Origin of the sequence: Pseudomonas sp. GX19020, assembly GCF_023371075.1 — a bacterium.
Lineage (GTDB): Bacteria > Pseudomonadota > Alphaproteobacteria > Rhodobacterales > Rhodobacteraceae > Pseudogemmobacter.
Genome location: NZ_JAMCCR010000014.1, coordinates 12,394 through 38,282, shown reverse-complemented (window position 1 = coordinate 38,282; position 25,889 = coordinate 12,394). Strand labels below are relative to the sequence as shown.

Below are 25,889 nucleotides of genomic sequence, written 5' to 3'. Positions count from 1 at the left end.
CGGGTTGGTGGCATATGATCATTCTGTGTTCAATTACCTGGTGATCTTTCTGACAATGACATCTTTTCGCAAGACGCTGTTCTGGATCTCCCAATCTCTGACCAGGCAGCACAAGCAACTGGCCATCTGGCTGCTCGATGTCTCCCTCGCACCATTCAGCTTTTTGCTGGCCTGCATTTTCACGTATAATACAATCTGGCCCTCCGAGCAGCTTGCGCGGCTGGCACTGGTCTTTCCGCTGCTGGCGGTGTTTGGCGGCTTTGCCTCGATCGCCCTCGGGCTGCTGCGGGTCAAGCTGAAAAGCTATGAGACCTTCGGCACCATCGGGATCTTCCCCTATGCGGCAATGGTTACGACCGGCGCCTTTTTCGTCACCAGCCTGCCGGGGCTCTATTTCCCGGTGGTCGGCACGCTTGCCTTCGCGCTTATCCTGTTTCTGTCCGCCATCGGGTCGCGGGTGATCTTGCTGCAGCTTTACCTCTCGGCGCTGCGCTATAACAAAGTGCCGGTACGGGTGCTGATCTATGGCGCCGGCACCACCGGGCTGCGCCTCGCCTCGGCCCTTAAAGCGCATGAGACGATCCGCGTTGTCGCCTTCCTGGATGATGACCCGAACCTGTCCAGCCAGCGCATTGCCGGGCTGCGCATCCTCTCGCCCGAGTGGATTTCCGATATTGCCCGCAATCATGAGATCAACCGGGTGATCCTGGCGATCCCGTCGCTGTCGGCACCGAAACAGATGCGGATCGTGCGGCAGATGCAGGCGCTTGGGCTGGAGGTGCAGGTGCTGCCCTCGTTCGAGCAGCTCGCCGGGGCCGAGATGCGCGTCGATACGCTGAAATCGGTTTCGCCGGGGCGTTTCCTGAACCGCGACCGGCTTGATGTCGGCCTGCCGGACGGGACAGACGCCTATTACGGCCGCTCGGTCATGGTCTCGGGCGCCGGGGGGTCTGTCGGGTCCGAGCTCTGCCGCCAGCTGCTGTCCTGCGGACCGGTGCGGCTGGTTCTGTTCGAGATGTCCGAACTGGCGCTTTACAACATCGAGCGCGAACTCGCCGCGATGCCCGGCGCGCAGGGCATCCATATCGAACCGGTGCTGGGATCGGTAACCGATGCCCGCACCCTGCGCCGCACCATACATGAAAACGGCGTCGAGGTGGTGCTGCATGCCGCCGCCTATAAACATGTCCCGCTGGTCGAGGCCAATCCGATCTCGGGTCTGGTGAACAATGTGCTGGGCACCAGAGCGCTTGCCGATGCCTGCGTCGAAGCGGGGGTGAAGCGCTTCCTGCTGGTTTCGACCGATAAGGCGGTCAGGCCGACGAATGTGATGGGCGCCTCTAAACGGCTGGCCGAACTGGTGATCCAGGACATGGCGCATCGCCACCAGGGCACACATTTCTCAATCGTGCGGTTCGGAAATGTGCTGGGATCTTCGGGCTCGGTCATTCCGCTCTTCAAGGATCAGATCGCCCATGGCGGACCGGTCACGCTGACCCATGAAGACGTCACCCGCTATTTCATGACGATTGCCGAGGCGACGCGCCTCGTGCTGCTGGCGGGCTCGTTCGAGGATGCCTCGACACGCGGCCGCGCCAATGTCTTCGTGCTTGATATGGGCAAGCCGGTCCGGATCCGCGATCTTGCGGCCCAGCTGATCGAAGCGGCGGGCTATACCTTACGCGATGAGAACAACCCGACCGGCGATATTGAAATCAAAGTCATCGGGCTGCGGCCCGGCGAAAAATTGCATGAGGAATTGCTGATCGGCGACGGCCTGTTGCGCACGCCGCATCCCAAGATCCTGCGCGCGAGTGAAGAAGACGAAACCCGGCTGGAAATTCCGGTTCTGCTGCAAAGGCTTGGCCGGATTGCCGCCACAGGCGATGCCGAGGAAGCCCGTGAACTCGCGATCAGCGTCGCCTGCAGCACTGGCGAGGCGAGGCCGGATCCCAATGCAGCAATGATGTCGCAGTGACGCGGTTCCTGCCAATCTGTGGGCACCTTCGCACAGCAGGGCTTGCCGTTCGGTGCTGGCTTTCGCATAGATGGGGCGAACGGAGGGTCAGTTTTGGCAAGCAAGACACGTAGCCTGCTGCTTGCGACGGTTTGTGCATCGGTGATGACGTTCCCCTTTGTGCGAGAGTCGAAGGCAGAGATGAAACCGACGCTGAGCTTCAGCGGCGTGCCCGGCCTTATTGATATGCCCTCGGGCGATACGATGCCGGACGGCACCTTCAACCTCTCGGTTTCCAAATTTGGCGCGGTGTCTCGCGCGACACTCAGCTTCCAGATCACCCCCTGGATGGCCGCAAGTTTCCGGTTGCAGGCGACCGGCAAATGGAACGATGTTCTGCCTGACCCGAATGATTATTCGACCTATAATGACCGCAGCTTCGATCTGCGCTTCCGCCTCGCGGAAGAGGGCGCATGGATGCCCGCCGTCACCCTCGGGCTGCAGGATTTTCTCGGGACAGGCTTTAATTCTGCCGAATATCTGGTCGCGACCAAGACCTTCAACGACAGGCTGAAAGTCACTGCCGGCATCGGCTGGGGGCGTTATGGCAGCTACCAGTCCTTTGGCAACCCGTTCGGCGGCGTGCGCGACAGCTGGGATTCCACCACCGGCCTCGGCTCCGAACTGAACGCCGATAACTGGTTTCGCGGCCCGGCCGCACTCTTTGGCGGCCTTGAATATAAGATCAACGACAAATGGACGGTGAAGGCCGAGTATTCCAGCGACAATTACAATCTGGAATCCGGCGACCGGAAAGTGTTCGAGCGCAAGAACCCCTATAATATCGGCGTCGAATATGCCTGGGGCGATAATGTCCGCATCGGCGCCTATTCGCTTTACGGGTCGGAATTCGGGTTTTCCTTCCATCTGGTGATGGATCCGAAAAACCGCCCCGGCACCATCGGCGTTCTGGGTTCCGGGCCGATCCCGGTGATCACCCGCCCGTCGCGTGCCTCGAACCCGGATGCATATGACGGCGGCTGGGTTACTCAGGCCAATGCCAATGGTCTCCTGCGCAAGAACCTGAACCGCTATCTGGAAAAAGACGGAATCCGCATCGAGGATTTCGCCTATACAGCCGACCGCGTGCAGATCCGCATCCGCAATGACAAGCTTGACGCGCCGGCCCAGGCCATCGGCCGCACCGCCCGCGCACTTGCCGCCGTGATGCCGGCCTCGGTCGAGACGTTTGAGATCGTGCCGGTCGTCAAAGGCATGGGCGTGTCGAAAGTCACCATCCGCCGTTCGGATCTGGAACGGCTGGAACATACGCCCAACAATGCCGCGACCCTGCGGGAGCGTGTCACCTGGGCCGATGCAGGCGAGATGATCCCCGGTGGCGCAGGCGCCGAAGAGGATATGTATCAGAAGCTCCGCTGGCGTATCCTGCCGGGCTTCCGCGTAACGTCGCCGGCGCATGGCGATATCGGTATCCGCGCATCGGCCAGCTATGATTTGGCCCCCGGCTGGGTTGCCTCGGGCACCATCTATCAGAAGATCGCCGGCAATTCCGAGAAAGCGCATCTGGTCCCCAAAGGTGGCACCCTGCCCCATGTCCGGTCGGACACGCGCAAATATAACGAGGATTCCGATTTCGCGTTCGAACGCGCGACGCTGGCCTGGTATGCCCACCCCGCCCCGAATTTCTACAGCCGTGTCACCGTCGGTTATCTGGAACGGATGCATGGCGGCGTCTCGGGTGAGGTGCTCTGGAAACCAGCCGACAGCCCGCTCGCCCTTGGGGTCGAGGTAAATTACACCAAACAGCGCGACACCGATGGTATGCTGGGCTTTGGCGATTATGACTATGCCATCACGACCGGCTATCTCTCGGCCTATTACGATTTCGGCAATGGCTATCTCGGCCAGCTTGATGTCGGGCGCTATCTTGCGGGCGATGTCGGCGCGACGCTGACGCTGGACCGCGAATTCGCCAATGGCTGGAAAGTGGGCGCTTTTGCAACCCTGACCGATGCCAGCGCGGCAGCGGTCGGCGAAGGGCGGTTCGACAAGGGGATCCGCATCACCATCCCGATGAACTGGATGCTCAGCAACCCGTCCCGCCAGGAAATCAGCCAGACCATCCGCCCGCTGCAACGCGACGGCGGCGCGCGTGTCGATGTCGAGGGCAGGCTCTATGACACGATCCGCGATTATCACTCTGACCGGGTCGATGACCAATGGAGCCGCGTATGGCGCTGAAAACCACCACCGGCGCGCTGGTGCTGCTCGCCACGCTCGCGGGCTGCGGCAAGCTGGAAAAGCTCATCCCCGGGGTCAAGGACCTGACAGGCGGCGAAGCCGGTGGCCAGCTGGCTCCGATCGGCAATGTCAGCCGTGCCGCGATCGAGAAATCGCGCGAGCCGGTGATGAAACTGCGCGTCCCCTCGCGCGGGATCGAGACCTTCCTCACCATCCGCGACCGTCGTGGTGATGTGACACAGTGGTTCTCGGCGGATGGGATGCTGTTCTCGTTCCGTGGCGATGTCCTGATCGAGACCCGGGGGCTTGGCGCTGATCTGATGTCCTCTGCTGCGCCCCAGGCCGGCCAGATCGCTTCGGGCGGCGCTTATCGGCGGTCGTATTTCTACATGGATGCCGATGACCAGACCGGACGGCGCGATTACAATTGCGTCGTCACCACCGACGGGTCCGAGACAGTGACGATCTACGGGCGCGGCCACAGCACCCGCAAGATCAGCGAGACCTGTGAACGCGAGGGCGGGCGCCTTACCAATCACTACTGGCTGGAAGGCGGCAAGGTCCGCAAATCACGCGAATGGGTCAGCCCGGGCATCGGCCAGATCGAATTCGAACGCGTGGTCGACTGATCGCTCGCGGGCAAAAGCGCGAAGGGGGACGGGGAATTGCCCCTGCCTCGCCCACAATACCTTTCTTTTAACCGACACATCACAGGCTTTCGGTGATTGCGGCATATATTCTGACCTCCGGCCCCCGGAATACCCGCAATCACAGGCCTGATTCTGCCGGTTTTGGTGACCGGACGCCGCTGCCCCCCGGCTTCGTCTTGCAATGATTACCAGCGCCCCCGCAAATTCCACGTTTTCAGCCGCAAACAGCATCATTTTCAGGGTAATACCCGACAGGATTGGCGGATCTCTGCATCCGCAGGGCGAATTCATTGCACCGCTGCCACAGTTTCCGCTCACCGCGTGAGATTAGCTTTTGTCCTGAGCAGAAAAATGCTATCCCGAAGATGGAGTCGTTCTGGAGGTTTCCGATGAAGAAAGTCATGACTGCTGCAGTCGCACTGTCCCTCGTGGGCTCGGCTGCTTTCGCTGGTGGCCCGGTTGTCGTCATTGACGACGTTGAACCGGTAGTTGTTACCGAGCGCACCTCGAGCACCGGTGGCGTTCTCGTCCCGCTGCTGATCGGTGCTGCGGTTCTTTGCGCCGTTGCTTGCGGCAGCGACAGCTGAGCCAACTGCGCATAACTCGCGCAGGAATTTAAAAGGGTCAGCCTTCGAGCTGGCTCTTTTTTTTGCCGCCTCTCCTTCAGCTTTGCCCTGTAGCGCAGCGAGGCCGGACAGAAAAAGGGCCACCCCGCAGGGTGGCCCTTTTCCGTTTTCACCGGCCCGACCTTTCCGGCCCGCCAGTGCTGGCCTGACCGGCCTCAGTAATCGCGCTCCATGAAGATACCGATGCCGCTGCTGCCATCGCTGTCGACCCTGCCCTTGACCGTAACGCCAGGCCGCAGGCTCAGGTTAAGATTGACCCGCGTATTGCCGGACTGGTCAACGCCGACCTCCGTATAGACCTTCTCAGAGATATATTTCCCGGCGCTGACCGATGTATTCCCATCCGCCGAGGTCGAGACATCCAGATCGTCAAAGCCAAAGCCGCGCCGCAATTTATTGACGATCCCCTCGCCACCGCGCCCCGCCAGCGTCGCCACCGCATTGGCCAGCTGCGCCGCCTGGAAAGCCGAGATCGTATCCAGCCCACGCCCGAACAAAAGCCAGGCCAGAACCTCCTCCTGTGGCTTCTCCGGGTCAGAGGAGAAGGTCACTTCCGGGTCATTGGCCGGACCCGAGACAGTCACGGTGCTGGTCACCTCATCCGAAACGTTGCTCGCCTGGAAATTGATATAGGGCACAAGGCTGCCTTCCATCGTCAGCGACGCGACATCCAGCACAAGCCGCTTGCCGAGGATGTCGAGACGCCCCCGGATCAGGTCGAAACTGCCGGCGGGGACGATATTGTTCAGCGTGCCGCCAACGCGCAGCTGCCCGCCCAGTTCGGCATCAAGCCCGCGACCGCGCACGAAAATCCGGTTCGGCGCCTGGATCAACAGGTCCAGCGCCCAGGGTGGCATGCCAGAGCCGGCCTCTGCAGCACCGCCCGGCGGCACTGCCCCCAGCCCTGCCCGGTCGCGGGTGGCCCGCACCGCGCTGGTATCGCCGACATGGTGGATCTTTTCCATATCGGCTGCCGAAGCAAAGCCGGTCGAAGGCACGCGCAACTCGGTCTCACCGATCTGCACCGTGCCCGAAAGCCGCGCCGCACCCATCAGCGGGCCGCTCAGCGCCAGCGCCGCATCAAGCGTTGTGTCGTAAAGCTCGGCATCGCGCAGATGGACGCGGTCCGCCTGGATGGTCAGATCGGTGTTGAATGGCGCGGCCAGCGCCAGCGGTCCGTCGACCCGTATCCGCCCGCCCCGCGTCACATCTGTCGTCAGCGAAAGCCGCACGGTCCCGCCCGAGAGATCCGCCGTCGCCGCCATCCGCTCGAAAGAGATCCCCCGCGCCGGCACGGCCAGCTGGCCATTTGACAACGTCACCCGACCGGCGGCATTCGTCACCCCCCAGCCACCCTGAAGGCGGATATCATAGCCCAGCCGCCCCGCCACAGTGATCGGGTCGGTGAAGGGGTTGGCCACCCCTGCCTCACCACTGCCGGTGACCGTCAGATCCGGCACCGGGCCGATACGCCCCGTCAGCCGCGCATCGATCCCGGCCGGGCCCTGGACCCGCAGATCACTGTCGAAATCCGCGCCTCCCGCCGGCGTCAGCCGCCCCGAAAGCGTCACCGGTCCGGGGAATTCCGCGACCAGCAGGCCAAGATCGCTCAGCCGCCCCGAGACCCGCATCGCTCCGGCATCGCCCTCGCCCGTCACCTCGGCGGTGACATGGGGAGAGGTGAGGTTCAGCGCTCGCAGGATCGGCGCGCCGCCGACCAGAGCCACCGTCGCCCTGATATCCGAGCGCCCCGAGATCAGCCGGTCGACCTCGGCCTGGCCGATGCGCAGCCCCTGGCTTTCGCCGCTGAAACTTGCGGTTCCATTGGCCGCATCACCGGTGAACGTGCCGCTGACCTTCAGCCCGCCGCCATAATTCGCCCCGATATCGGCAAGGTTGCTCCAGTCGATATCGGCTTTGATATCAGCACCCTGGCTGGTCAGCTTGCCAGAGCCGCTGACATTCAGTGATGCCGCCTGGGCCGAGAAGCTGCGCAGCGTGGTGCCCGTGGTATCGCGCAGGGCCGAGGCTGTGATGACCGAACGCCCCGCGAGCAGCCGGTCGGCCTCAGCAATGCCGGATTTCAACCCCTGGCCCAGCACGTTCAGATCAAGATCAAACGCCCCGGTCAGCGGCGTCACCGTGCCTTTCAGCCCGACCTCGGCCACACCGGCAAGCGGGCGTCCCGCGAGCCCCGAAAAACGCCCCAGATCCCCGGCTTTCACCACCATATCAAGCCTGGTCAAAAGCGCGTCGCCGATCCCCGCGATGTCGACCGTGCCGGTCAGCCCGTAATCACTGCCGTTGAGGGAGATTTCCGGCAGGCTGAACGACTGGTCGCCCTCGCGCCATTTGAAGCTGGTGCGACCGGTGACTTTCGGGCCGATCGCCGTGATCAGCGCGGGGTCAAGACGCCCGATGCCTTCGGCGTCGAACATCAGCGTGCCTTCGATCCCGGGCTTGCCGTTCTGCCGGTCCAGCGTGCCGCCACCGATCAGCCCGGCCCGGGCCAGCGAAAGGTCATCGCGGTCGAGCCCGGTCATGCTCAGCTGCATGGTCCAGCCGGAGCCCTGCGCCGCGTCAAATTGCAGCCCGAGCGCCGCATCCTGCACCCGTGTCGGCACCGGCCCCGAGATCGGCAGAAGAACCGAACTGCCATCAGGGCTGGCCAGAGTGCCGGTCAGATTGATCAGAGACGGCATGCCCCCGGCATCAAGCTTCAGCTTGCCGTCAAGGTTCAGCGAACGCGCTTTCAGCGAGACCTCGCCCAGATCCAGCTCGCCGCTGCTAAGGCTGGTGCCTGCAACGTCAAGCGACAGGCTGCTGCCAAGGAATTCGGCATATTCCGGCAGGAACAGTGGCGCCGGATTGCCGGTCAGACGTGCCTCGAATCCGGTGCCCGTCTCGATGGTTTTCACCGTAACCGGCCCGGCCAGACGTTCCTCGCCATCGCTTTCCAGCCGGAAATCGGCGGCGAAATCGTCGAATGTGCCCTGACCTTTGACGCTCAGCCCGGCGGCGGGTTTGCCCGGAAGATCAAGCGCGGTGGCGACCAGCCCGCCCGCGCCTTCGCGCGCATCCAGATCGAGCGCCAGCTGTTTCGTCTGGTTCGAATAGCTGCCTTTCAGCGCGATCTTCGCCTCGGGCCCGTCATCGGTGCGTTCGATCAGCACATCGGCGGTACCGGCGCCGCCCGCAAGGTGCAGCTCCGCCGCCAGCGTACCGGTAAGCTGCTGGCCGAGCACGCTTTCCCCAAGCACGATACTGTTGGCCTGGACCTTGCCGATATCAATCGAGACCGGCAGATCCGGCAGCGCGAAATCAAAGGTCCCCGCCTCGGGCGACACCGCATCCGGGTCGCCCGCCGGAATACGGTCCAGCACGATCGAGGTGGCGGAAAGCTCGTTGACGATCACCTCGCCCGACAAAAGCGCGGTACGGCTCCAGTCAAGTGCGGCATTGTCGATGGTCAGCCAGATGCCGTCATCGTCTGCGATGGTCAGCCTCTGGATCGTCGCGCGCGAGGATAAAGCCCCGGCGAACCCGGTGATCGTCACCTTGCGCCCGGCCCCCGAAAGGCTGTCTTCCAGCATGGCGGTCAGCCAGCCGCGATCATCAGCAGCGCTGTCCTGCGCATGGATCGGGGCGCCCGGCAGCACCGTAAGCGCAACAACCGGGAGAATAAGAGGAATATAGCGCATCAGAATGCCTGCCCCAGACCGATGTAAATCTGCACGCCGTCGCCGGTCTTGCCGCTGACCGGAGCCGCCACGTCAAAGCGGATCGGGCCAAAGCCCGTCTCGTAGCGCACGCCAAAACCGGCGCCGGCATGGGATTCGCTGTCGCCATCGGCGCCGACATAGCCGGCATCCACGAAAGCCACGCCGCCCCAGCTTTCGCCGAACCGCGCGCGCAGCTCTATCGAGGCGGCGGCGAATTCGGTGCCGCCGATCAGATAGGTGCCGCCGGATCCGTCCGGCGTGTTGATCCCGAGCGAGCGATAGGGCTGGCCGCGTACTGTACCGCCGCCGCCCGAGAAGAACAGATCATCGCGCGGCGTTTCCAAGAGCTCGCTGCCGACAATCGCGCCCCCCTGGATCCGTGCCGCGATGGTGTATTTCTTATCAGCAAAGCTGCGATAGCCGCGCATATCGGCGGTCAGGCGCGCGCCCGAGCCGGTGGTGCCGAGCCCGTAAAACGGCTTGGCGGTCGCATCGATATAAAAGCCCTTCCGCGCATCCGTGCTGCTGTCGCGGCGGTCCCACGTCACGCCCAGCGGCAGCGAGAGATTGCGGTAGCGGAAATCGCCGGTCGGATCCGCACCCTGCACATATTCAAAGGAAAGCCCGCCCCGGAATGTCACCTGTTCCGAGAAATACTGTGTGAAGGTCAGGCCGAATTCGGCGTAATCGGCGTAATAATCCACCTCATCAAGATGGCCGACCCTTGCCAGAAGCCCGGCCGTGGTGTCCGGGGTCAGCGTGGCGGGGCGGTCGATGGTGACGCCCAGTTCGTAATCCACCCCGCTGTCGCCCGAGCCGATATTGCTGATCGCGCCCTCGACCTTGAGCCGCTCACCGCCGCCCAGCAGGTTGCGGTGCATCCAGTTGCCGGTCAGCGAGACCCCGTCGACCGAAGACAGCTCGGCCCCGATGGAATAGCGCCGCGTCTTCTGTTCCGTGACCGAGATCTCGATGGGCAGGAGACCGCCATTTTGCAGCGTCTCCCCCTCGGTCAGCGTCACTGCCGAGAAAACGCCCGACCGCCGCAACCGGTTGGCGGCGCGGTCCAGCTCGGTCTGGCTGAATTTCTCGCCCTCGCGCAGACCCGCGATTTTGAGGATGCGCTGCACCCGCATCCGTTCGGCGCCTTTGACGGTCACCGTGCCAAACCGCAGCGACGGGCCGGGCTGGATCCCGATCCGCGCCGAGAGCGTATTGTTGCGGTGATCGGCGGTGATATCCTCGCGCTCGACCCTGGCTTTCGCATGGCTGCGCTCGCGCCATTGCAGGATCGAGGCCGAGACCGCCTGCTCAACCACCCCGGCGCGGGCAACCTCGCCGCGAGCGAATTCCTCGGGCAGGACCGTGTCACTGGCCAGCGGGGCGATCACTGTATCGGAAAACTCGAAACGCGGGCCGGGATCGATCCAGACGCTGACCGCGCCGACCGAGGATGGCGCATCAAGCGGCGGGATATTCGCGGCCTCGCGTCCGTCGATAGTGATGCGGATCACCGCCGAATAATAACCCTCGGCATAAAGCGCGGCAAGGATGCGGCCGTAATCGGCCCGCGCGGCGGTAAACAGGTCTTCGGCCTCGGTCTGTTTTTCAGACACCTGCGCCACCAGAAGCGACGACTGCCGCAGGGTTCTGGTGAGATCCTTGTTCTCGCCCACCACGTCAAACGCGACCCCGTCCAGCGCCTGGCCGGGCTCAAGCGCGACGCAGGAAATGCCCCCCGCAATCAGCGTGACGCGCGCCAGCCGGCGCCCTGGGAGTCCTGGAAAAAAGCTACGCAAAACATCACCCTCCGCCAACGGGGCAAGTATCGTCAATTCCTGGCCAAGAGCAACCGGAGAACCACAGATTTAGCGTGTTGTGGCAGGCTTGTCCCAAACTGTTCCCCTGCCCTGCCCGGCGCGATTGCCCGACCGTCACACCGATTCGCGACCACCGCACCGGTGCTGCATCGCGATCCTGGCAGCTAAGGCCCTGGTTTTGCTGAGCAGAGCCGCCCGGACACCCCCGCCACCCGCGGCAGGACCACAGAGCGCTTGCATGAAACCGCCTCTGGCCCTATATAAGGCTCCAACAGCTGCGCCGGGGTCCAAACCCGGGGCTACCGAAAAGATGAGCGGGCCGCTGAGCCCGCTTTTTTGTTTCACGCCCCGCCCTGTCGTTTCAGCACCTGACCCTTAGCCCGAAAGGCATATCCGAGCCCGCCATGTCCGACCTGATCGCAAAAACCGCCATTGACCGCCGCCTCGCCGAAATCGCCACTCCGGTGATCGAGGGGCTCGGCTATGAACTGGTGCGCATCCGTCTGATGGGCGGCCAGGGCAAGATCCAGCGCACCCTCCAGATCATGGCCGACAGGCCCGAGGGCGGCATCGGCGTCGAAGACTGCTCGAAGATCTCGACTGCGGTATCGGCGGTTTTCGACGTCGAAGACCCGATCGAAGAGAATTACGTGCTTGAGGTCTCCTCGCCCGGCATCGACCGCCCGCTGACGCGGGAAAAGGATTTCGAAGCCTGGGCCGGCTGGGAAGCACGGATCGAGACGACCGAGCTGATCGAGGGCCAGCGCCGCTTTAAGGGCGAGCTGAAAGGCGTCGAGGATGGCGAGATCCTGATCGAGATCGAACAGCACGGGCAGCTTGTGATCATCGGGCTGCAATTCGACTGGCTTTCGGACGCGAAACTGATCCTGACGGATGAGCTGATCGCAGAGATGCTGCGCCAGCGCAAAGTCGCGCTGCCCGAAGAGGGCGGCTTTGACGAGATCGAAGAAATCGAAGGCGAAGAGGAAGAGATTTCCGACACGCCCGAAACGAAACACTGACGCGACCGAATTCTGACTTCCAGAACCTGACACGAGAGCGGGAGAGACCCAAATGGCGATTACCTCGGCCAACCAGCTTGAGCTTTTGCAGACTGCAGAGGCCGTTGCGCGCGAGAAGATGATTGACCCGGATCTGGTGATCCAGGCGATGGAAGACAGCCTCGCCCGTGCGGCGAAATCGCGTTACGGCGCCGATATGGACATCCGTGTCGCCATCGACCGCAAGACGGGCCGCGCCAGCTTTACCCGCGTGCGCACCGTGGTCGAGGATGATGCGGTTGAAAATTACCACGCCCAGCTGACTGTCAAACAGGCGAAAGACTACCTGAAAGACCCTGCCATCGGCGACGAGATCGTTGACGAAGTGCCCCCGGTCGATCTGGGTCGCATCGCGGCGCAATCGGCGAAACAGGTGATCCTGCAGCGCGTCCGCGAGGCCGAGCGTGATCGTCAGTTCGACGAATTCAAGGATCGCAAGGGCACCATCATCAACGGCGCCGTCAAACGCGAAGAATATGGCAATGTCATCGTCGATATCGGCCGTGGCGAAGGCATCCTGCGCCGCAACGAGAAAATCGGCCGCGAAGCGTATCGCATCGGCGACCGCATCCGCTGCTATATCAAAGACGTGCGCCGCGAAGTCCGTGGCCCGCAGGTCTTCCTGTCCAGGACCGATCCGCAATTCATGGCGGAACTGTTCAAGATGGAAGTGCCGGAAATCTATGACGGCATCATCGAGATCAAGGCCGTGGCCCGTGACCCCGGCTCGCGCGCCAAGATCGCTGTAATCTCTTACGACAACTCGATCGATCCGGTCGGCGCCTGCGTCGGTATGCGCGGCAGCCGCGTCCAGGCCGTCGTGAACGAGCTGCAGGGCGAGAAAATCGACATCATTCCGTGGAACCAGGACCAGGCGACCTTCCTCGTGAACGCGTTGCAACCGGCCCAGGTCTCCAAGGTTGTCTTCGATGATGAAGGCGGCAAGATCGAGGTCGTGGTGCCTGATGAGCAGCTCTCGCTTGCCATCGGCCGTCGTGGTCAGAACGTGCGTCTGGCAAGCCAGCTGACGGCGCTCGATATCGACATCCTGACCGAAGCCGAAGAATCGACCCGCCGCCAGGCCGAATTCGCCGCCCGCACCGCGCTCTTCATGGAGACGCTGGATGTGGACGAGATGATGGCGCAGCTGCTGGTTGCCGAAGGCTTCACCAATCTCGAAGAAGTCGCCTATGTCGACCAGGACGAGCTTCTGTCCATCGACGGCTTTGACGAAGGCACCGCAGACGAATTGCAGGCCCGCGCCCGTGACTACCTGGAAGAGCAGGCGAAAAAGGCTCTGGAAGCTGCCCGCGCGATGGGTGTCGAGGAAAGCCTCATTGAATTCGAGGGCCTCACTCCCCAGATGCTGGAAGTGCTGGGTAAAGACGGCGTGAAGACGCTGGAAGATTTCGCAACCTGCGCCGACTGGGAACTGGCCGGCGGCTGGACCACGGAAAACGGCCAGCGCAAAAAAGACGATGGCCTGCTCGAGAAATTCGGCGTGTCGCTTGATGATGCACAGAACCTGGTCATGACCGCGCGCGTTATGCTGGGCTGGGTTGACCCGACCGAAATGATGCCGGCAGAGGCAGAAGAGACCGAAGAAGATGAAACCGGCGAAGAGGAGACCGGGGCCTGATCTCAGGCCTCGGGAGTTTCCGCGATGACGCGCGGTGGCCGGGATAAATCAAGGGACGAGCCGGAGCGCAAATGTATCGCTTCCGGCGAGACGGGGTCGAAAACCGGCCTCGTCCGTTTCGTCATCGGACCTGACGGGCAAATCGTTCCGGATATTCTGGAACGCCTGCCCGGTCGGGGGATCTGGGTCTCGGCCGACCGGGATCTGGTGACGAAAGCCGCGAAGAAGGGGCTCTTCGCCCGGGCGGCGCGCGCCCCTGTGAAGGCACCGGAAGACCTGGCAGATACGGTCCATGATCTGCTGACGAGACGGGTGATCGAACTGATCTCGCTGGCCCGCAAATCCGGCGATGCGATCACCGGATATGAGAAGGTGAAAGAATGGCTGGTGAAGGGAACCGCACGCGTTCTGATCCAGGCAGAAGACGGCTCGGAGCGCGGCAAAAGCAAATTGCGGCCCCCGGAAGGCAAAAACACCCTGATTTCCTGGCTTTCGGCAGGGGAATTGGGTTTGGCATTCGGTCGTGAACGTGCAATACACGCGGCGCTTGCCGCTGGTGGACTCAGTCCACGCATAGTAGAGGAAGCGGCAAGGCTCTCCGGCTTCAGGGCGCCATCGGGCGAACCGGACGCAGAGCATGTCGGCGGGATATCCGCCGGGAAGGATATGTAAGACGTATGAGCGATACTGACGGCAAAAAACCCCTCGGGCTTGGCGGTGGTGGCCCACGTTCCGGTTCGGTGAAGCAAAGCTTCTCGCACGGACGCACCCATGCGGTGGTCGTAGAGACCAAACGCAAGCGCGTTGTGGTGCCTGCCCAGGCAAAGCCCGGTACGGCTGCCGGCGGGGCCGGCGCGTCGCATCTGGGCGACCCGTCGAAACGGCCCGCAGGCATCTCTGATGCCGAAATGCAGCGCCGCCTCGACGCTCTGCGCAGTGCCAAAGCACGCGAGCAGGAAGATGCAGCCAGACGGGCTGCCGAGGAAAAAGAACGCGAAGAGGAACGCCAGCGCCGCCGCGAGGAAATCGAGGCGAAAGAGCGCGAGGATCGCCAGCGCGAGGCTGCCCTCCGGGCGAAAGCCGAAGAGGAAGAGCGCGCCAAGCGCGAGGCCGAGGAAGAGGCGAAGGCCAGGGCCGCAGCCCGCAAGGCTGATGTGCTTGGCACGCAGCGCCGTCAGCCCGCAGCCCCCGAAGCACCTGCAAAGACCGCAGCCGAAGCCGATCCGGGCGTGCCCGCAGATCGCGGCGCGGGCCAGAGCCGTCCGCGCCCCGGTGCAACCGACGCCACCGGCCCGCGCCCGGCCACCACGCCGCGCAAGACCGAGCGTGAGCGTGAGAATCGCGACACCGATCGCGGCGCCGCACGTCGCGGCGAAGGCGACCGCCGTGCCGGCAAGCTGACACTCTCGGCTGCGACCAATGAAGAAGGCGGACGTCAGCGCAGCCTTGCTGCGATGAAGCGCAAGCAGGAAAAGGCACGCCAGAAGGCTATGGGCTTCTCGAAGCCCGAGAAGCTGGCCCGCGATGTGCAGCTGCCTGAGACCATTGTGATCAGCGAACTGGCGAACCGGATGGCCGAACGTGCCGCCGATGTCGTCAAATCGCTGATGAAGATGGGCATGATGGTCACGATGAACCAGTCCATTGATGCCGATACGGCTGAACTGGTGATCGAGGAATTCGGCCACCGTGCGGTCCGGGTCTCGGATGCTGACGTTGAACAGTCGATCGACACTGTTGTCGACAAAGCCGATGACCTGATCACCCGCTCGCCGGTTGTGACGATCATGGGTCATGTCGACCACGGCAAGACCTCGCTTCTGGACAAGATCCGCAAGGCCACCGTGGCAAGCGGGGAAGCCGGCGGCATCACGCAGCATATCGGTGCCTATCAGGTGAAAGCCCCGAACGGCCAGCTGATCACCTTCCTCGACACGCCCGGCCACGCGGCCTTCACCTCGATGCGCGCCCGTGGCGCCCAGGTGACGGATATCGTGGTGCTGGTGGTCGCGGCGGATGATGCGGTCATGCCGCAGACGATCGAGGCGATTTCCCACGCGAAAGCGGCGGGCGTTCCGATCATCGTGGCGATCAACAAGATCGACAAACCTTCGGCCAATCCGACCAAGGTGCGTACCGATCTTCTGCAGCACGAAATCGTCGTCGAGGCGATGTCGGGCGATGTGCAGGATGTCGAGGTTTCGGCCCATACCGGCCAGGGCATTGACGACCTGCTGGAAGCCATCGCGATCCAGGCCGAAGTGCTTGACCTGAAAGCCAACCCGAACCGGGCCGCCCGTGCGGCCGTGGTCGAGGCCAAGCTGGATGTCGGCCGTGGCCCGGTGGCGACGGTTCTCGTGCAGAACGGCACGCTGAAGAAGGGCGATATCTTCGTCGTCGGCGAGAAATGGGGTAAGGTCCGCGCGCTTGTGAATGACAAGGGCGAGACCGTGCTCGAGGCCGGCCCGTCGGTTCCTGTCGAAGTGCTTGGCCTTGATGGCACGCCTTCGGCTGGCGATACGCTTGACGTTGTGGCCTCCGAGGCTCAGGCCCGCGAGATCGCCGATTACCGCGAGAAAGCGACCAAGGACAAACGTGCGGCTGCTGGTGCCGCGACCACGCTGGAACAGCTGATGGCGAAAGCCAAGGCTGACAAGGATGTGGCCGTGCTGCCGGTGATCGTGAAGGCCGACGTGCAGGGCTCGGCGGAAGCCATCGTCCAGGCGCTGGAAAAGGTTGGCAATGACGAGGTCCGGATCCGGATCCTGCATTACGGCGTCGGTGCGATCACCGATTCGGATGTGGGCCTGGCTGATGCCTCGGGCGCGCCGATCCTTGCGTTCAACGTGCGTCCCAACGCGACCGCCCGTGCTTCGGCACAGCAAAAGGGCGTCGAGATCCGCTATTATTCGATCATCTACGATCTGCTGGATGAGATGAAGCAGGCGGCATCGGGGATGCTCAAGGCCGAGATCCGCGAGCATTTCATCGGCTATGCGAAGATCCTCGAGGTCTTCCGCATCACCGGCACCGGCAATGTCGCAGGCTGTCTGGTCACCGAAGGCATTGCCCGCCGTTCGGCTGGCGTGCGTCTGCTGCGTGACAATGTAGTGATCCATGAAGGCACGCTGAAAACGCTGAAGCGCCATAAGGACGAGGTCAAAGAAGTCCAGTCCGGCACCGAATGCGGTATGGCGTTTGAGCGCTACGAGGATATCCGTCAGGGCGACGTGATCGAGATCTTCGAACGCGAAGAGATCCAGCGCAGCCTCTGAGCGCCGGGCCTCAAAGCGTCGGGACTATGGAAAAGGCCGGGATCATGTCCCGGCCTTTTTCATTGCTGATCTGTTTCGCGCCCTGACCGCAGCGCGCGATCACGGCCAGAGATCAGCCGCTACTGCATCTGTGGCGGCAATCAGCGGCTCTTCCGCCCGGCTGGCGAGGGTTGCGAAAACCACATCACCCCCCTGCCCGGCCTGGCAGATCAGCTCCAGCTCGCCCTTGTCACGCGCGGCAAACGCCGCCCTGTCGTGAAGAAAGCCCGGACCGGCCCCGCTTGCGATCAGGCTGCGGGTGGCGGCCTCGCGGTCGATCCCGATCACCTGGCGCGGACGGAACTGGTGGCGCAGGAACAGCGCCCTGGCGGCCTGGCCGCAACAGCTCGGGCTCTCTTCGGGCAGGATCCAGGTCTTTTGTGCCAGCGCCTGCCAGTCGGGATCGGACGGATCCGCCACCATGCCTTTCGGCGCCGCAAGCCAGATGCTGAACCGTCCCAATAACCGCTGCGTCAGATCGCTCAGATCCTCCCCGGCACGGTCCGGAGCGGGCGCGTTGAAAAACCCGCCGTCAAAACTACCGTCCCGCAGCCCGCGAATCACCTCGCCGCTGCTCGCCTGCACCAGGGTCACCGCGATCTCCGGATGCCGGGAGGAAAGCGTGCTGACCAGCCGGCCGGGCGGCTCCGGATCAGAATTGCCGCCGCCCGCGATCCGCAGCGGGCCTGACAGCCTTCCGCGCAACCGCTGTGCCCCGGCGAGGAAATCGCGATGCGCCGCCAGGATCGCTTCAGCCTGGGCCAGCAGCCGGGCGCCGTCATCGGTCAGCCCCATCCCCCGCGGATTGCGCCGGAAGAGCACGAGGCCCAGCTCCTCCTCCAGCGCTTTGATATGGGCGCTGACCGCCGGCTGGCTCAGACAAAGCTGTTCAGAGGCGCGGGTGATACTGCCCGCCGCCGCCACGGCAATAAAACTGCGCAGCTCATGGATATCCATCCTGGTTACGATAGCGGAAACATGCCGAGACACCACCACCAGACCAGATCAAGCGGCGTCAGCACCAGAAGCGTCAGCCCGAAAAGAATGAGGCAGATCCGGGTCATCTCGCGCATCGGCAGATTGCCGGTCTGCGCCGCCATGATCAAAGGCGGCGCCTGAAACGGCAGCATCACATTGGAAAACGCAAGTGCCTGGGTCATCAGCACCGTGGCCAGCGGCAGGCCGGTCACTTCTGCCAGATGGCCGGCGCCGGGGGTCATCACCAGCGGCACGCCGGGCTGATTGGTCACCAGCGCCACCAGCGTCGCGATCGCGCCAAGCGCCAGGGTGCTGCGCAGCGGCTGCCCCGGCGCGAGCCCGATCAGCCGGGATGCCTGACCGACGATCCATTCGCCCAGCCCGCTGGTCGCAATCACCGCCCCGAGCCCCATGATCGCCGCCACGAAGAACAACGTCCCGTAGCCGATTTCTTCATTCAGGCATTTCGGCCCGGTCAGCCCGGCGCCCGGCCAGAGACAGATCACCGCCCCCGCCAGCGCGATCCAGCCCGGCGAGATGTGATGCAGCGCATCGGTCAGCCACAGGCCCAGCATCGCAAGGATGATCACCAGAAGCGCGATCTCGGCCCGGCTCATAGCCGATGGCGCCTCATGCTGCTCCGGGCGCCCGGGCGGCAGATCGGGATAAAGGCGCAGGATCACCACCACCAGCAACGCTGCCTTCAGCGCGCCCAGCACCGGAAAATGCAGCCAGAGATAGTCGAAATAGCCGATGTGATATTGCCAGAGGCTTTCGGCACTGCCCGCAAGGATCATGTTCGGCAGATTGGCGGGCAGGATCGCATAGGCCGGCAGGCAGGCCCCGAACGTGGCCGCCATCAGCATGGCCATCCGTCCCGGTCGCCCCTGCGCATATCCGAGGTGATCCGCCAGCGCCGCCACCACAGGCAGCAACAACGCAATCCGCCCCATCGATGAGGGCAGCACGAAAGACAGCACCACCCCCACCACAACGATCGTCGCCACGATGCCGCCAAGGCTCTGCCCCGTCAGCCGCCCCAGAAGCGGCGCCAGCCGCCGCCCCAGCCCGGTAAAGCGGATCGAGGCCGCCATCACCATCCCTCCGAACAACAGCCAGAAGGTCGAGGAGGAAAAGCCCCCCAGCACCACATCGGGCACTGCCAGTCCGCTCAGGATCGCCACCGCGAAGAAGATCAGCCCGGTGAGATGTTCCGGCACCGCGCCGCTTGCCCACATCAGGATGCAAAACGCACCTAACCCGCCGGTCCCGGCGATCCCCCAGGGCAGCCAGAGCGCCAGCCCTGCGGCGAGCGCGAGGCTCATCAGGGTGATCAGCGCCGCCATGCCCTGTCTTTGTACTGCGCCCATCAGACCATCTCCTGCCATCCTGGCCGCCCCATCCGGTCAGGCCAGTTCACGCTATCGCATATCCGCCGACCGGCTTACCAATCGAATGAACGGGGGCCTCCCCCCGGAAAAGCTGAGGACCGCCGCCGACATCGCCCCTGCCTGCGCCGGAGGTTGTCATCCGCGGCCGCGATATTGTACATAGCGGGCGACGGATATGAGGGTGGACATGCAGGCTGTTATCCTGGCAGGGGGCTTTGGCACCCGGATCTCCGAAGAGAGCCATCTGAAACCCAAGCCGATGATCGAGATCGGCAGCCGCCCGATATTGTGGCATATCATGAAAATCTATGCCCATCACGGCATTACCGATTTCGTGATCTGCCTTGGCTATCGCGGCCATATGATCAAGGAATATTTCGCCAATTACGTCATGCACAGCTCGGATATGACGGTGGATGCGCGGACGGGCGAGATCACCTATCACGGCTCTGTCGCCGAACCCTGGCGCATCACGCTGATTGACACAGGCGAGAATTCGATGACGGGGGGGCGTCTGAAACGGGCAAAGCCCTGGCTTGGCCAGACCTTTTGCATGACCTATGGCGACGGGGTCTCGGATATCGACATCACGGCGGAAATCGCCTTTCACCGCGCCCATGGCAAGCTTGCGACCATCGCGGCAGTGACGCCTCCGGGCCGCTATGGCGCGCTTGAGATCACCGCAAGCGGCCAGGTGGAGCGGTTCATCGAAAAGCCGCCCGGGGATGAGGGCCGCATCAATGGCGGCTTTTTCGTGCTGGAGCGCGAGGTTCTGGACCGGATCGAGGGCGATCCCACCCCGTTCGAGGGCGACCCGCTCGAGGGGCTCGCCCGCGACGGCGAGCTGCAGGCCTGGCGCCATCCCGGCTTCTGGCACGCGATGGATACGCTGCGCGACCGCAACCATCTGGAAAAGCTCTGGGCCGGTGGGGCCGCGCCCTGGAAAATCTGGTCGTGACCTCTGATTCCGCGAAGGACTTCTGGGCAGGGAAGCGCGTTCTCCTGACCGGACATACCGGGTTCAAGGGCGCCTGGGCGGGCCGCTGGCTGGCGCGGCGCGGCGCGGCCGTGACCGGTCTCGCTTTGCCGCCGGAGCCCGGGCCCAACCTCTCGACGCTTCTGGGCGAGGGTCATCTCGCGGCCTCGCATCTGGTCGATCTGCGCGACGCGGCGGCGGTTGACGCGGCCGTGGCACAGGCACAGCCCGATCTGGTGCTGCATATGGCCGCACAGCCGCTGGTGCGGCGGTCTTACGCGGAACCGGTCGCGACCTTTGCCACCAATGTCATGGGCACGCTGCATCTGCTTGACGCGCTGCACCGGCTGGCACGCCCGCGCGCGGTGCTCGTGATCACCTCGGACAAGGTCTATGAGAATGACGGCTCCGGCCGTGCCTATGAAGAAGGCGACCGGCTGGGCGGGCATGACCCCTATTCGGCCTCGAAAGCGGCGACCGAGATCGCTGTGGCCTCATGGCGGCAGTCTTTCTGCACTGAGGCTGGCCCCCGGCTGATGACCGCGCGGGGCGGCAATGTGATCGGCGGCGGCGACTGGTCGGAGGACCGGCTGATCCCGGATATCATCCGTGCGCTGGTCGCAGATGAGGTGCCGCTGCTGCGCAATCCCGCCTCGACCCGGCCCTGGCAGCATGTGCTGGAATGCCTCGACGGCTATCTCACCCTGCTTGAAGCGATGACAGGTGACGCGCCCCTGCCCGATGCGCTGAATTTCGGCCCGGCCGAGGGGGCAGAGCCGGTCGCGGTCGGCGTCCTGACAAACCGCCTGCTCTCGGCCATGGGTCGCCCCACCGCTTTCGCGCAGGACAGTCAGACCGGCCCGCATGAAATGGCGCTCCTTGGTATCAACTCCGCGCTGGCGCAGAAGGTGCTTGGCTGGACGCCGCGCCTTGACGCCGCCCGGACCATCGGCCTCACCGCTGACTGGTATGCCGCCTGGGCGGAGGGGCAGAATATGACCGCGCTCACCGACCACCAGATTGCCCTTTACGAGGATATCCGCCCGTGACCCGTTCCTGCCGCTTTTGCAACGCAGCCCTGACCCAGACGCTCGTCGATCTGGGCGAGACCCCGCTTGCAAACAGCTACCTGCCCGCAGGGGATGCGGGCGCCCTGGCCGCCGAGCGACGCTTTCCCCTCCATGTCATGGTCTGCAACAGCTGCTGGCTTGCCCAGACCACCGAGACCGTGCCTGCGGACGCGATCTTCTCGCATGGCTATGCCTATCTCTCGTCCTTTTCCCAGGGCTGGGTCGAACATGCCCGCCGCTATGCGGCCGCCATGACGGCGCGGTTCGGGCTTGGCCCGCAATCGAAAGTGGTCGAGATCGCGTCGAATGACGGCTATCTGCTGCAGCATTTCGCGGGGGCTGGCATCCCGGTTCTGGGGGTCGAGCCCGCAGGCCATGCCGCAAGCCTTGCCGAAGCCAAAGGCGTGCCCACTCTTGTCGCGTTTTTCGGCGAAGACACCGCCCGGCGCCTGCGCGCCGAAGGCCATGGCGCCGACCTGATGGCCGCGAATAACGTGCTGGCCCATGTCCCCGATATCCGCGATTTCGCTGCCGGATTCCGCGTGCTGCTGAACCCCGAAGGCGTTGCAACCTTTGAATTTCCGCATCTGGCGCGGCTGATCGAACAGGTACAGTTCGATACGATCTATCACGAACACTATTCCTACCTGTCGCTGACCTTTGTGCGCCGCCTGATGGACGAGGCCGGGCTGGAGGTCTTCGATGTCGAACGCCTGCCAACCCATGGCGGCTCGCTGAGGGTCTTTGTCGGCCATAAGGGCGCGCATCAGCCGGGGCCGGGCCTTGCAGAGGTCGCGGCGGAAGAGATGCGCCTGAAACTGGATCAGGCTGCAGGATATGGTGATCTTGCGGGCAAAGTCGCCGCGATCACGAGCGCCTTCCGTGCTTTCGTGGCGCATGCGCGCGAAGAAGGCAAAACCGTCGCAGGATACGGCGCCGCCGCCAAGGGGAACACCTTCCTCAACGTGGCCGGTATCGGCGCGGATGACATCGCTTTCGTCGTCGACCGCAACCCCGAGAAACAGGCAACCCTGTTGCCGGGCAGCCATATCCCGGTCTTCGCGCCCGAGGAAATCGCCGCACGCCGCCCGGATTACCTGGTGATCCTGCCCTGGAACATCGCAGCCGAGATCCGCGACCAACAGGCGCAGATCCGCACCTGGGGTGGCGAATTCGTCACCGCGATCCCGGCGCTTCACATCGGATGAGACTGGTCCCGACGCCGCTTCCCGGCCTGATCCAGGTCGAGGCTGATCCGCATCAGGATACGCGCGGGCAGTTCGCGCGGGTCTACTGCCGTGACAGCTTTCTGGCGGCCGGGGTGGATTTTCAGCCGGTGCAGGTCAATCTTTCGACCAATACGGCGGTCCATACCTTGCGGGGCCTGCACTATCAGGCCGGTGAGTTTGCCGAGGAAAAGCTGGTCCGCTGTGTTGCGGGTCGCGTATGGGATGTGGCCGTCGATCTGCGCCACGGCCCGACGCGCGGTAAATGGCATGCGGTGGAGCTGGATGCCGGGCGGATGAACGGCATCTATATCCCCAAAGGCTTTGCGCATGGGTTTCTCAGCCTGACGCCCGGCGCGGTGGTTCAATATATGATGGCGCCCGCCTATATCCCCGGTCATGGGCGCGGCATCACCTGGAATGACACCGCTCTCGCCATCAGCTGGCCTGCGCGCCCCGCGGTGATCTCGGAGGCTGACGCCGCCCTGCCGCCCTTCGCCAGCCGTCCTGACCTCACCTGACCACCACAGGAGTGACCATGCCAGATTCGCAAATGCTGCCTGATTTCGGCGCCTGGCTGATCAACCTGCCGCGATCAGCACAGCGGCGCGCCGCTATGGAGGCACAGCTTTCTGCGCTGAACCTGCCCTATAGCCTGCATGAGGCCACTGATGGCCGCGCCGAATGGGACCGGCTGGTGCAGAATGTCGATCTGCCGGCCTTTCGCCGCAATGTGGGCCGCGAGGTGCTTCCGGGCGAGATTGGCTGCTACCATTCGCATATCGCGGTCTGGCAGGCGTTTCTCGACTCCGGCAAGGATGTGGCGCTGGTGCTGGAGGATGATGTCGTCTTCCATCCCGAATTCATGACCGCGCTGCAAACGGCGCTGGCCGCGAAGGCAGACTGGGATTTCCTGAAGCTTAACAAGATCCGTGCCAAACAGCCCTTGCGGCAAAAAAAGCTCGGCATCTGGGCTCTGAACGCCTATCTCGGCCCCGCGACGGGCCTCGGCGCCTACCTTATCCGTCGCGATCTGGCGGCGCGGCTTTTGCCCGGGATGCTGCCGATCACCCGGCCCATCGACCACGAGCTCGACCGCGTCCATATCCATGACTTCCGCCATTACGGGCTGGAGCCCTTCCCCAGCCATGTCGATGACGGCAATTCCAGCACCATCACCGGCCAGTCGCACAGCGATGTGCGGAAATTTCCCTGGTATCGGCGGCTGCCGCTTTATGGGCTGCGCTTGCGCAATATGATCGGAAAGCTGGGCTATCTGATCCGCAAAGGGCGCTTTCCCGCCCCTAAGGGCTGAGGATCAGCGCGGCAGGTCGCCGCCGTTTTCCACCCAATATTCCGCCATCCAGCGCACCTGGCCATGGCCCATATGCGGAAACCTGTCCCAGAACCGGTTGCCCGGTCGCAGAAGGTCAATCGGGCGCGGCGTGCCGTGAAAGGCGAGCACCTTGGCAGAGGCCGGCGGTGCTTTCGGGGGCAGGATCAGATCCAGGCCAATCGGACGGCGCAGATGCCGCTTGAAGCTGATCACCCAGCCATCGGGCCAGTAATCCATTGCGCTGGCTTCGGCACCGACCCAGTTCTGCTCGATCACATGGTCACGCACCGCCTTTTCACGATCAGCGGTAAAGCGGTCGACGATCTGGCCTTCTGCGCCAAGGGTGAAGGCGAAGATGCAGGTTCCGGCTTCGCGCGGGGCGTTTGCCCGCGACGGCCGCCCCCAGCCCTCGCCCATATCCGTGGTCAGGACCGGTGCCGGATGATCGAAAAACGGATCCAGCGCGCCGCAGATCACCATATCAAGATCGATGAAAAGCGCGCGGCCCTTCAGCCCGTAAAGGTCATGCTGAAACACCCCGAGCTTAGCCCAGGCGCCGCTTTTCCACATGCCGGGGGTCAGCCCCAGATCGGGGATCGGACAGGCCTCGATTTCCGGGCTAAGCCCGGTCGCGTCATCCGTCAGGCAGACAAAGCGGAAATCCCCGGTGATGTTCCGGCGGCAGGCATTATAAAGCACGTTCACATAGCTGGCAGGGTAAAGCTTGCCCCATTTCATGCTCAGCACAACGCGCTCGCCAAAGCCGCTTTTCGAATGGGGAACCATACCTGCCTCGGATTTACGTGCATCGGATCACAAAGGCCCATTCTGTCACCATTCGGCCCGGGCTGCCAGTGCGGGCCGCACAGCCCCGTCGCAGCCTCGCCATTCGCCGCGCAATGCGCTAGTCATAAGGCAGGAAACGGGGGGCCTGGCAGTGACAGAGGGGCGGGATGCGGTAAAGACTGAGGGGCTTGCACTGACGGTGTTGATCCCGACGCATAACCGCCCGGATCTGCTGAAACGCGCAGTCGCCTCGGCGCTGGCGGATCTGCCACCGGCGGCTGAAGTGCTGGTGATCGATGATGCCTCCGATCTGCCCGCAAGCGAAGTTCTGACCGGATGGGATGCGCCTCTCCGGGTTCTGCACAACAGCGGTTTGCGTGGCGCGGCAGGGGCGCGGAATTTCGGCGCCGCCGAGGCATTGGGCGATATCATCCTCTTCCTCGACGATGATGATGAACTCCTGCCCGGCTATGCCGCCCGGGTTCTGGAAATCGCCACAAGCGAGCCCGTGGATTACGGCTTCAGCGCGGTGATCCGGCGCGATGCCTCGGGGCATGAGGAAACGCTCACCCGCCGCCTCACCCAGGGTCAGGTGCCGGCGAAAGCGGCACTGCGCCACAAGATCGCCGGGCTTGGCACCGGTTTCTGGATCCGCCGCACGCGGTTTCTCGCCCTGGGCGGCCTCGATCCCGACCAGAAGATCGACGAGGATACCAGCCTGTGCTGCGCGCTCATCGCCAGTGGCAGCCTGCCCTGGTATGACGCGCGGCCCGGCATGCGGATCTATCACCTGCACAGCGCCGCCGATGCGCCCGGCGCGCAGCTGACGCAAGGCTCGGACCCGGATCTGGTGCTGGACTGCTACCTGCGGACCTGGACCCGGCATGAGGCAAGCTTTCCCGCCTGGTCCGAGGCACGCTGGTTCCTTGGGGCACGGTATCTGCGCCGGGCGGCGAAACTGGGCGCGCGCGCGCGGATCAGGGCGTTCACCGCAATGGTGCGCCCCTGGATGATGCGCCCGGCCTTTCGGCTTTATGGCGCGGTCAAGCTCATGTCATCGAAAGCGCGGCGCTGA

Annotated in this window: 19 protein-coding genes; 14 read left to right on the top strand and 5 right to left on the bottom strand. The window is 63.7% G+C overall.

Translation table 11 applies throughout. The annotated features are described in order from the left end of the window. Positions 1-25 precede the first annotated feature (25 nt). The 4 genes from M3484_RS18190 to M3484_RS18175 all read left to right on the top strand — a co-directional run bounded on the left by M3484_RS18190 (position 26) and on the right by M3484_RS18175 (position 5,456). The gene (locus M3484_RS18190; protein WP_249498652.1) at positions 26-1,978 is read left to right on the top strand and encodes a polysaccharide biosynthesis protein; all 1,953 of its coding nucleotides are present in this window, start codon (positions 26-28) and stop codon (positions 1,976-1,978) included. A gap of 180 nt (positions 1,979-2,158) precedes the next feature. Beyond that, positions 2,159-4,219 (top strand): YjbH domain-containing protein, encoded by a 2,061-nt coding sequence (locus M3484_RS18185; RefSeq protein ID WP_249498651.1) that lies wholly within the window; start codon positions 2,159-2,161, stop codon positions 4,217-4,219. After that, positions 4,210-4,848 carry a YjbF family lipoprotein gene (locus tag M3484_RS18180; protein WP_249498650.1) on the top strand — a complete coding sequence of 213 codons (639 nt, stop codon included), beginning with the start codon at positions 4,210-4,212 and terminating at the stop codon, positions 4,846-4,848. Before M3484_RS18185 ends, M3484_RS18180 begins: the two co-directional genes overlap by 10 nt. A 410-nt stretch (positions 4,849-5,258) precedes the next feature. Then, entirely contained in the window at positions 5,259-5,456 is a 198-nt protein-coding gene (locus tag M3484_RS18175) for a hypothetical protein (RefSeq protein WP_092901287.1), read from the top strand. Positions 5,457-5,650: 194 nt separating this feature from the next. Here M3484_RS18175 and M3484_RS18170 read toward each other — a convergent pair whose 3' ends face one another. Both M3484_RS18170 and M3484_RS18165 read right to left on the bottom strand, forming a co-directional pair. Beyond that, on the bottom strand, positions 5,651-9,196 hold the full coding sequence (locus M3484_RS18170; protein WP_249498649.1) for a translocation/assembly module TamB domain-containing protein: 3,546 nt from the start codon (positions 9,194-9,196) through the stop codon (positions 5,651-5,653). Continuing rightward, positions 9,196-11,016 (bottom strand): autotransporter assembly complex protein TamA, encoded by a 1,821-nt coding sequence (locus M3484_RS18165; protein WP_249498648.1) that lies wholly within the window; start codon positions 11,014-11,016, stop codon positions 9,196-9,198. Before M3484_RS18165 ends, M3484_RS18170 begins: the two co-directional genes overlap by 1 nt. A 425-nt stretch (positions 11,017-11,441) precedes the next feature. On the opposite strand from M3484_RS18165, the gene rimP reads away from it, so the two are divergent. Genes rimP through infB form a run of 4 tightly spaced genes read left to right on the top strand, consistent with a single transcriptional unit; the run spans position 11,442 to position 17,012 of the window. Next, positions 11,442-12,059, top strand: coding sequence for a ribosome maturation factor RimP (gene rimP, locus M3484_RS18160; protein ID WP_249498647.1), 618 nt, complete (start codon positions 11,442-11,444; stop codon positions 12,057-12,059). Between the two features lie 52 nt (positions 12,060-12,111). After that, a complete protein-coding gene (nusA, locus tag M3484_RS18155; protein WP_092895700.1) occupies positions 12,112-13,737 on the top strand; it encodes a transcription termination factor NusA in 1,626 nt (541 codons plus the stop codon). A gap of 24 nt (positions 13,738-13,761) precedes the next feature. Further along, positions 13,762-14,409: an RNA-binding protein gene (locus M3484_RS18150; protein ID WP_249498646.1), complete on the top strand. Its 648-nt coding sequence runs from the start codon at positions 13,762-13,764 to the stop codon at positions 14,407-14,409. A gap of 5 nt (positions 14,410-14,414) precedes the next feature. Then, positions 14,415-17,012, top strand: coding sequence for a translation initiation factor IF-2 (gene infB, locus M3484_RS18145; RefSeq protein ID WP_249498645.1), 2,598 nt, complete (start codon positions 14,415-14,417; stop codon positions 17,010-17,012). 99 nt (positions 17,013-17,111) lie between these two features. Here the strand turns inward: infB and M3484_RS18140 are convergent, their stop codons facing one another. Both M3484_RS18140 and M3484_RS18135 read right to left on the bottom strand, forming a co-directional pair. Continuing rightward, a complete protein-coding gene (locus M3484_RS18140) occupies positions 17,112-18,008 on the bottom strand; it encodes a LysR family transcriptional regulator (RefSeq protein WP_249498644.1) in 897 nt (298 codons plus the stop codon). Between the two features lie 5 nt (positions 18,009-18,013). After that, positions 18,014-19,399 (bottom strand): SLC13 family permease, encoded by a 1,386-nt coding sequence (locus M3484_RS18135; RefSeq protein ID WP_249498643.1) that lies wholly within the window; start codon positions 19,397-19,399, stop codon positions 18,014-18,016. 208 nt (positions 19,400-19,607) lie between these two features. On the opposite strand from M3484_RS18135, the gene rfbF reads away from it, so the two are divergent. The 5 genes from rfbF to M3484_RS18110 are packed head-to-tail and all read left to right on the top strand — an operon-like array spanning position 19,608 to position 24,007. Further along, on the top strand, positions 19,608-20,378 hold the full coding sequence (rfbF, locus tag M3484_RS18130; RefSeq protein WP_092895692.1) for a glucose-1-phosphate cytidylyltransferase: 771 nt from the start codon (positions 19,608-19,610) through the stop codon (positions 20,376-20,378). Next, positions 20,375-21,445: a CDP-glucose 4,6-dehydratase gene (gene rfbG / locus M3484_RS18125; protein ID WP_249498642.1), complete on the top strand. Its 1,071-nt coding sequence runs from the start codon at positions 20,375-20,377 to the stop codon at positions 21,443-21,445. Before rfbF ends, rfbG begins: the two co-directional genes overlap by 4 nt. Next, the gene (locus tag M3484_RS18120; protein ID WP_249498641.1) at positions 21,442-22,674 is read left to right on the top strand and encodes a methyltransferase domain-containing protein; all 1,233 of its coding nucleotides are present in this window, start codon (positions 21,442-21,444) and stop codon (positions 22,672-22,674) included. Before rfbG ends, M3484_RS18120 begins: the two co-directional genes overlap by 4 nt. Then, positions 22,671-23,213 (top strand): dTDP-4-dehydrorhamnose 3,5-epimerase family protein, encoded by a 543-nt coding sequence (locus tag M3484_RS18115; RefSeq protein WP_249498640.1) that lies wholly within the window; start codon positions 22,671-22,673, stop codon positions 23,211-23,213. Before M3484_RS18120 ends, M3484_RS18115 begins: the two co-directional genes overlap by 4 nt. 17 nt (positions 23,214-23,230) lie before the next feature. Then, positions 23,231-24,007: a glycosyltransferase family 25 protein gene (locus M3484_RS18110; RefSeq protein ID WP_249498639.1), complete on the top strand. Its 777-nt coding sequence runs from the start codon at positions 23,231-23,233 to the stop codon at positions 24,005-24,007. 3 nt (positions 24,008-24,010) lie between these two features. Here the strand turns inward: M3484_RS18110 and M3484_RS18105 are convergent, their stop codons facing one another. Then, positions 24,011-24,814 (bottom strand): hypothetical protein, encoded by an 804-nt coding sequence (locus M3484_RS18105; protein ID WP_249498638.1) that lies wholly within the window; start codon positions 24,812-24,814, stop codon positions 24,011-24,013. Between the two features lie 151 nt (positions 24,815-24,965). Between M3484_RS18105 and M3484_RS18100 the strand changes: the two genes are divergently transcribed. Next, on the top strand, positions 24,966-25,889 hold the full coding sequence (locus tag M3484_RS18100; RefSeq protein WP_249498637.1) for a glycosyltransferase family 2 protein: 924 nt from the start codon (positions 24,966-24,968) through the stop codon (positions 25,887-25,889).